Annotated in this window: 8 protein-coding genes and 1 tRNA gene; 7 read left to right on the top strand and 2 right to left on the bottom strand. The window is 57.7% G+C overall.

The genetic code is table 11. The annotated features are described in order from the left end of the window. A partial coding sequence (locus Q1B15_RS07300) for a biosynthetic peptidoglycan transglycosylase (protein ID WP_299752303.1) occupies positions 1-900 on the bottom strand: 900 nt, incomplete at its 3' end. A 263-nt stretch (positions 901-1,163) separates the two neighbouring features. Between Q1B15_RS07300 and Q1B15_RS07295 the strand changes: the two genes are divergently transcribed. From Q1B15_RS07295 to Q1B15_RS07280, 4 genes are all read left to right on the top strand, one after another. Further along, entirely contained in the window at positions 1,164-1,502 is a 339-nt protein-coding gene (locus Q1B15_RS07295) for a P-II family nitrogen regulator (protein WP_299752299.1), read from the top strand. Between the two features lie 25 nt (positions 1,503-1,527). Beyond that, complete coding sequence (locus Q1B15_RS07290; RefSeq protein ID WP_299752296.1) at positions 1,528-2,841, top strand: ammonium transporter; 1,314 nt, start codon at positions 1,528-1,530, stop codon at positions 2,839-2,841. 191 nt (positions 2,842-3,032) lie between these two features. Beyond that, a complete protein-coding gene (locus Q1B15_RS07285; RefSeq protein WP_299752293.1) occupies positions 3,033-3,239 on the top strand; it encodes a hypothetical protein in 207 nt (68 codons plus the stop codon). Positions 3,240-3,366: 127 nt separating this feature from the next. Next, on the top strand, positions 3,367-3,552 hold the full coding sequence (locus Q1B15_RS07280; RefSeq protein ID WP_299752290.1) for a hypothetical protein: 186 nt from the start codon (positions 3,367-3,369) through the stop codon (positions 3,550-3,552). On the opposite strand, the gene trpA is transcribed toward Q1B15_RS07280, so the two are convergent. Next, on the bottom strand, positions 3,540-4,331 hold the full coding sequence (gene trpA, locus Q1B15_RS07275; protein ID WP_299752287.1) for a tryptophan synthase subunit alpha: 792 nt from the start codon (positions 4,329-4,331) through the stop codon (positions 3,540-3,542). The genes Q1B15_RS07280 and trpA overlap by 13 nt on opposite strands. A 386-nt stretch (positions 4,332-4,717) precedes the next feature. Between trpA and ychF the strand changes: the two genes are divergently transcribed. From ychF to Q1B15_RS07260, 3 genes are all read left to right on the top strand, one after another. After that, positions 4,718-5,815 (top strand): redox-regulated ATPase YchF, encoded by a 1,098-nt coding sequence (gene ychF, locus Q1B15_RS07270; RefSeq protein WP_299752284.1) that lies wholly within the window; start codon positions 4,718-4,720, stop codon positions 5,813-5,815. Between the two features lie 8 nt (positions 5,816-5,823). Then, on the top strand, positions 5,824-7,176 hold the full coding sequence (locus Q1B15_RS07265; protein ID WP_299752281.1) for an amidase: 1,353 nt from the start codon (positions 5,824-5,826) through the stop codon (positions 7,174-7,176). Between the two features lie 105 nt (positions 7,177-7,281). After that, a tRNA-Ser gene (locus tag Q1B15_RS07260) sits at positions 7,282-7,371 on the top strand. The last annotated feature ends 2 nt before the right edge of the window (positions 7,372-7,373 follow it).

Raw genomic sequence — 7,373 nt, 5'->3', positions numbered from 1 at the left:
CATCAACCCGATGATCAGGTTCGCGCGATCGCGGGATCGTTGGAGGTTTGCGGTGGGCGCGTAGCGTGTTGGCGCTACAAGGAGGCCTGCGAGCATGGCGGCTTCGGAGGGCAGAAGTTCGTTGGCAGAGCGGCCGAAGTAACGTTGCGCGGCGGCCTCGAACCCGCGTGAGCCTGCTCCGAGGTAGGCGCGGTTCAGGTAGATCGTGAGGATGTCGTCTTTGGAATAGCGGAGTTCCATCGCCATGGAATAGACGGCTTCTTTCAGCTTGCGTGTAAGCGTGCCGCGGCGGCAGTCGGTTTCGTATTCAGCTTCGGTCAAGCCTTCTGCTGGATCGAAAGGGCTGCCGAGGCAAAGTAGCTTTGCGGTTTGTTGGGTAATGGTAGAGCCGCCGTGGCCCGACAGTGGGCCGCGTCCTTCGGACAGGTTGATGCGGACAGCGCTTGCGATGCCGCGCGGAGAGAGGCCGAAGTGGTCGTAAAAGCGGCGGTCTTCGGTCGCAATGATTGCGTTCTTCAGAAAAGGCGACACGGTTTGCGCCGTGATCTGGCCGCCGAATTGTTCGCCGCGCCATGCAAAGACCTGTCCGGTGCGATCAAGCATCGTGACCGAGCCTCGGGCGCGACCATCGAGGAGGTTTGTGATGGGCGGCAGCGTTGCGGCATAGAAGATAACCGCGCCACCGATAAGCATGGTGGCTATTGCAGTGACGCGCCACCCGATGCCCCAGACAAGGCGCACAAGCGCGCGAAACAGCCAGACGAACGGGTTTCGGGACCGGACGCGTTGCGCCGGTTTCTTGCGTGTTGCCTTTGTTTTACGGGGCTTTGCTGCGGTTGCTTTTTTTGCGCTTCGTTTATCTGCAATCAACGGCGGACGCCCTCTGCCCGTGCCACTCATACTCTTTGGGTCCAATGCTGCTCTGCTTCTAACATAGGGACTGCTTTAGTGAATGTGGAGTGGGATTTCTGTGCAGATCGCGATGACATGACTTTGCCATCCGCCTAAAAATTAATCTAAAGTACTAATTTGCGCAAAAATTGTGCAACTATGTCCCTTTTGCCCTGCCATCAGCCCCCTGCTTCCTTGCCGCCGCGCCGCAGCAAGGTTCTTTGACGTCCCGTAATGCGGGCGAAGGGGTCCGCTTAGTCGGAAGGGGAACGATGAAACTTATCATTGCAGCAATTAAGCCGTTCAAGCTTGAGGAGGTGCGCGAGGCGCTCACGTCCATCGGGGTGCGCGGTATGATGGTGACTGAGATTAAGGGCTTCGGCTCGCAGTCGGGTCATACGGAGATCTATCGCGGCGCAGAATACGCCGTGAATTTTGTGCCGAAGGTCAAAATTGAAATTGTGGTCGCTACCAGTATGGCTGACCAAGTCGTCGAGACAATCGCAACCACGGCCAAGACCGACAAAATCGGTGACGGCAAGATCTTCGTTCTCGATGTGCAAAGCGCTGTGCGCGTTCGCACCGGCGAGACGAATGATGACGCAATCTAATCCACGCAGAAAGGGATTTACTCAGATGAACTATAAGACACTCATATCTGCGTCGGCTGGAGCTGCTTTGCTGCCAACGTTCGCACTGGCACAGGATGCTGCGCCAGACATTCAACCGTATATTCTCACGACACTTTTGTTTCTTGTTGGTGGTTTCCTTGTTTTCTGGATGGCCGCTGGTTTTGCGATGCTTGAGGCAGGGCTTGTGCGTTCGAAGAACGTCACAATGCAGCTGACTAAGAATATAGCGCTCTTTTCGATCGCGTCGATTATGTACTGGTTGATCGGCTTTAACCTGATGTACCCTGGCGATGGCTGGTGGGTATCGGGCTGGATGGGTCCGTGGTTCTCGATCACCGCGCTTGAGCCAGTTGGTCTGGCGGCTGCGGATGCGTCGCTTGATTATGCGTCCGTTGGATCCGACTTCTTCTTCCAGCTGATGTTTGTGGCAGCGACTGCGTCGATCGTTTCGGGTGTTTTGGCGGAGCGTATCAAGCTGTGGCCATTCCTGATCTTCGTCACGGTCCTGACCGGTGTCATGTATCCGATCTCGGGTTCCTGGCAGTGGGGCGGCGGCTGGCTTTCTGAGATGGGTTTCTCGGACTTCGCTGGTTCGACGATTGTTCACTCGGTCGGTGGTTGGGCTGCTTTGGCTGGTGCGCTGGTGCTTGGTGCGCGACTTGGCAAATACAAGGACGGTAAGGTCATTCCGATGCCTGGTTCGAACCTGGCGCTGGCGACTTTGGGTACGTTCATCCTGTGGCTTGGTTGGTTCGGCTTTAACGGTGGTTCGCAGCTTGCGGCCGGTACAGTTGGCGACATCACAGACATCTCGCGGATCTTTGCCAACACCAACATGGCTGCTGCTGCCGGTGCGATCGCCGCGCTGGTCCTGACGCAGATCATGTACAAGAAGGTTGATCTTACGATGGTTCTGAACGGAGCGCTTGCCGGTCTGGTGTCCATCACGGCTGAGCCGCTAGCCCCGACTTTGTTTGGTGCGCTTTGGATCGGTGCTGTCGGCGGTGTGATCGTGGTCTTTGCGGTTCCGTTCCTTGACAAGCTGAAGATCGACGATGTGGTCGGTGCTATCCCGGTTCACCTGTTTGCAGGTATCTGGGGCACCATCGCGGTTGTCTTTTACAATGGCGATGCGAGCCTTGTGACACAGATCACCGGTATCATTGCTTACGGCGTGTTCACCTTCGTGGTCAGCTACATCCTTTGGATGGTGCTGAAGGGCGTGATGGGCATCCGGGTGAGCGAAGAAGCGGAAATCCAGGGCCTCGATACATCCGAGCTTGGTATGGAAGCCTACCCAGACTTCTCGAAAGGCTGATCCTCCCTTCTTTTCAGCTAAAGAGTGACTTGCCCGGGCGTTTGCGCCCGGGCTTTTTCGTTTGTAACCCATATGAATGTGGCGGACGTGCGGCTGAAATATGGCGTAAACGCCCAGATTGCGCCCTAAAATGGCCATAGAGATAATCTAAAAAAGGCTTTGTAAATCTTTGTGTTAGTGAGTGTTTGGTTATGAGTGAGATTTCTATATACCTTCCGTACGTCCTTTTTTCTGCGCCGTTCATCGTGGCTGCGATCGTATTGATCAAAGCTCGTTTGGATGCACGGCGTGCAGAGCACACCGCTGACTACGAGCGTTTTATCTGGCCCGAACAGCCGGAAGAGCCTGAAGCGGACGAGCGTCCTATTCAGCGTAGATACGTTTCTTACAGCACTTAAAAAGCAGGGCCCGCTGACGGTCAGCCCGCGCTTTTGCGCCGTGCTGTCCTGACAGCCGTCGGAGTATTGTTCCGTGCGGACGCGGGCCCTCAATTTTTCAGCGGGGGCTGATCAGAGGGATGACGTCATGGAATTGCTAACAATCGCCGGAATTATACTTACGGCTTCAATACTTGAGTCGCTTTTTGGAGTGGTCTTTGGGCGTCGGAGACCAAAAGAGGTCACAGAGGCGCCTCTCGATAATCTGACTGAGCGGCGCTACTCGCGGCTTGGGTCGGAATACGAGACGCCGGGCGCAGATCAGGCGGTGTGAGCGCCATCCGCAAGTGATTTGACGAAAGCGAGCACGTCGGCCGGGCTTAGGCCGTTTGCGATCTTCTCGACAATGGCCGAGCCAACAACAACACCGTCCGCGACGCGGGCGATATCAGCGGCATCTTCGGGCGTCTTGATCCCAAATCCGACAATGATCGGCAGATCGGTCGCGGATTTGATGCGTGCGACTTCGGGACCGACGTCTGTTGCGACAGCGCTTGCGGCGCCAGTGATCCCGGTAATCGAGACGTAGTAGACGAAGCCGGAGGTGTTTTGCAGCACGGTCGGCAGGCGTTTGTCGTCCGTGGTGGGTGTGGCAAGCCGGATGAAGTTCAGGCCCGCCTGTTGCGCCGGAATGCAAAGTTCGGCGTCTTCCTCGGGTGGCAGATCTACCACAATAAGGCCGTCGATGCCGGCGGCTTTGGCGTCTTCTAGAAAAGTATCCGCGCCGCGCGAATAGATCGGGTTGTAGTAGCCCATCAGAACGATCGGTGTGGTGGCGTCTTCCTGGCGGAAAGAGCGCGCCAGATCGAGTGTCTTTTGCAGCGTCATGCCGCCGGCAAGCGCGCGTTGCCCTGCAAGCTGGATGGTCGCGCCGTCGGCCATTGGATCGGTGAAGGGCAGGCCAAGTTCGATGACATCGACGCCCGCGGCGGGCAGGCCGCGCACGATTTCAAGTGATGTGTCGAAGTCGGGGTCGCCTGCCATCACGTATGTGACGAAGGCCTTACGGCCCTGGGCCTTCAATTCAGCGAATTTTGCGTCGATCCGGGTCATTGCAGCGCTCTTTCTTTATCTCGACTTTCGTGTCGCGCAATGCGGCGATGTTTGCAAGTGGGAGGGGAAACTTTCAGACCGCCATGGACATCGTGAGGCGGACTTCCTTGCTCGAAGCCCATAAATTATATCTTTGCGATCCTTCTCCCGCCGTTGTCGATTGCCTTTGCGGGCCGTCCGTTCCTTGGAGTTCTGGTGTTTTTGCTTTGGATTCCGGCGTTGATTTTTTCTGGCGGGTTGACGCATCCGATGTTTATTCTGCTGGCGTGGTTCATCATTTCTCAGGCCGCGACCGGGCGCGCAGAGCGCGATTACGGTGGCGGCGCTTGCACCTTTGGGGGGCGGACGGTAGAGCCTTCTCCCAACACGGGCAGGGAGAGCGCCAGATGGGCTTTAAGATGGGAATTGTGGGGCTGCCAAACGTTGGCAAGTCGACATTATTCAATGCGTTGACACGGACCGCGGCGGCGCAGGCGGCGAACTTTCCGTTCTGTACGATCGAGCCGAACGTCGGCGAGGTTGCGGTGCCGGACACGCGGCTTGATACGCTTGCCGAGATTGCGAAATCGAAGACGATTATTCCGACGCGCATGACGTTTGTCGATATTGCCGGTTTGGTGAAGGGCGCGTCCAAGGGCGAGGGGCTTGGCAACCAGTTTCTGGCGAACATTCGCGAGGTCGATGCGATTGCGCATGTGCTTCGGTGCTTCGAAGACGGTGATGTGACACATGTTGAGGGCCGTGTTGATCCGGTGGCCGATGCCGAGACGATTGAAACCGAGTTGATGCTGTCCGATCTTGAATCGATCGAGCGGCGTTTACAGAATATCGTGCGCAAAGTGCGTGGCGGCGATAAGGAAGCGGTCCAGCAGGAGCGGCTTTTGAACGAAGCGCGCATTGTGCTTGAGAACGGTCAGCCCGCACGGACGGTTGAGGTGTCTGATGACGATGCCAAAGCCTGGGGCATGCTGCAGCTTTTGACGTCCAAGCCGGTTTTGTTCGTCTGCAACGTGGCGGAGGATGAGGCATCCGAGGGCAACGCTTTGTCCGCGCGGGTCGCGGCGATGGCGGCAGAGCAGGGTGCGGCATCGGTGGTAATATCGGCGAAGATTGAGGAAGAGATCAGCCAGCTGGAGCCAGACGAGGCCGAGATGTTTTTGGACGAGCTTGGTTTGTCTGAGGCGGGCTTGGACCGGCTTATTCGAGCGGGTTACGAGCTATTGAAATTGCAGACGTACTTCACAGTGGGTCCGAAAGAGGCGCGCGCATGGACGATCCCGGAGGGCACGAAGGCGCCTCAGGCGGCGGGTGTGATCCATGGTGATTTCGAGAAGGGATTTATCCGGTCCGAGACGATTAGCTTCGACGATTTTGTTGCTTTGGGAGGCGAGCAGCCGTCTAAGGACGCCGGCAAGATGCGGGCTGAAGGCAAGACCTACCTCGTGAAAGACGGGGATGTCTTGCACTTCCTGTTCAGCAAATAGGGTCGGGGATGACGGCGAGGTCGCAGACGATTGGGGCAACCGGTGCACCGTTAGAAAGCGCGTTTTTGCTGCGCGATCAGCTTGCGTCGGGGGAATTATCGGCGGAAGCGTTGGTTGAGAAGTGCATCGCGCGGATTGCATTGCGCGAGGACGATGTGAGGGCCTGGGTTTGGTTTGATGCAGAGGCGGCACGATCTCAGGCGCGCCGACTTGATGCGCATCGCGCGTCTGGCGGACATTTGGGGCCTTTGCATGGTCTTCCGGTTGGTTTGAAAGATGTGATCGATACCGCGGGAATTCCTACACAAAATGGCTGCCCACTTGATAAAGGTCGCGTGCCAGAGCGGGATGCGTTTCTTGTTGAGCGGCTTCGCGCGGCGGGCGCGATCATTATGGGAAAGACCGTGACGACCGAGCTTGCCTATTTTGTCCCCGGCAAGACCCGCAACCCGCATGATTTGGGGCATACGCCGGGCGGCTCGTCGTCTGGGTCTGCCGCAGCGGTTGCAGATGGTATGGTGCCTTTGGCTGTGGGCACGCAGACGGGCGGGTCTGTGGTTCGGCCCGCGTCTTTTTGCGGTGTGACAGGGTATAAGCCGACGTTCGGGGCGATCCCCCGGCGCGGGGTGTTGAACCAATCGCAGACGCTGGACACGTTGGGCGTTTTTGCAGCTGATCCGTTGAGTGCAGCAATGGCTGCCGAGGTGCTGTTTGGTCATGATCCTGCGGATTCCGCTTCAAGTGATGCTGGGGCGCCGGTCTTGCTGAACGGCGCGCAGGCGGGTTTAAACCACGCCCCGCGGTTTGCCATTCTGCGCCCACCGGCATGGGATCGGGTAGAGCCGGAGTATCGTGAGGCTCTAGCGGCGTTTTATGCGCGTTTGGGTGCGGTGGGTGTTGATGTTGGTTTGCCTGCGGTCTTTGAGACAGCTGAACTACAACGCCGTGTCGTCAACTTTGCCGAAATGGCGCATAATTTTCGGGGCTACGTTGACCGGGATGTGACTGCGCTTGGGGTGGCGACGCAAAAGGCGATTGAGGACGGCAAGAGCGTATCGGCGTGTGAGTATCTGGCGGCTGTGGATTGTCGCGGTGCGCTTAACGTGGCGTTGGACGAGGTCTTTGCGGCGGCGGATGCCATTTTGTGTCCGGCTGCTTTGGGCGTTGCACCGGACGGGCTTTCGTCTACCGGGGATTCCGTGATGAACGGGCTTTGGACCATGGCTGGCACGCCCGCGATCACGCTGCCTCTTTTGACATCGAAAGCAGGGCTACCGCTTGGGGTGCAGGTCGTCGGGCGCTTTGGCGATGACGCTGGGTTGTTGCGTGTAGCGCACTGGCTTTATGCGCAAATGGCGTGATCAAGCGTCGGGGTCGCGCGCGATTGCGTCATGACCTGAGGAAATAGTGAAATCCGTTCAATTCCTACTTGTTTCTGCGGGGGCGAACCTGCTAGAGCCGTCAGCGGAGATGTGGCCGAGTGGTCGAAGGCGCTCCCCTGCTAAGGGAGTAGGCCCGGAAGGGTCTCGAGGGTTCGAATCCCTTCGTCTCCGCCAAA

It is taken from the genome of uncultured Boseongicola sp., from assembly GCF_937988555.1.
Taxonomy (GTDB): domain Bacteria; phylum Pseudomonadota; class Alphaproteobacteria; order Rhodobacterales; family Rhodobacteraceae; genus Boseongicola.
Note: the sequence above shows the minus strand (reverse complement) of the source record. Positions and strands in the feature narration are given on the sequence as shown.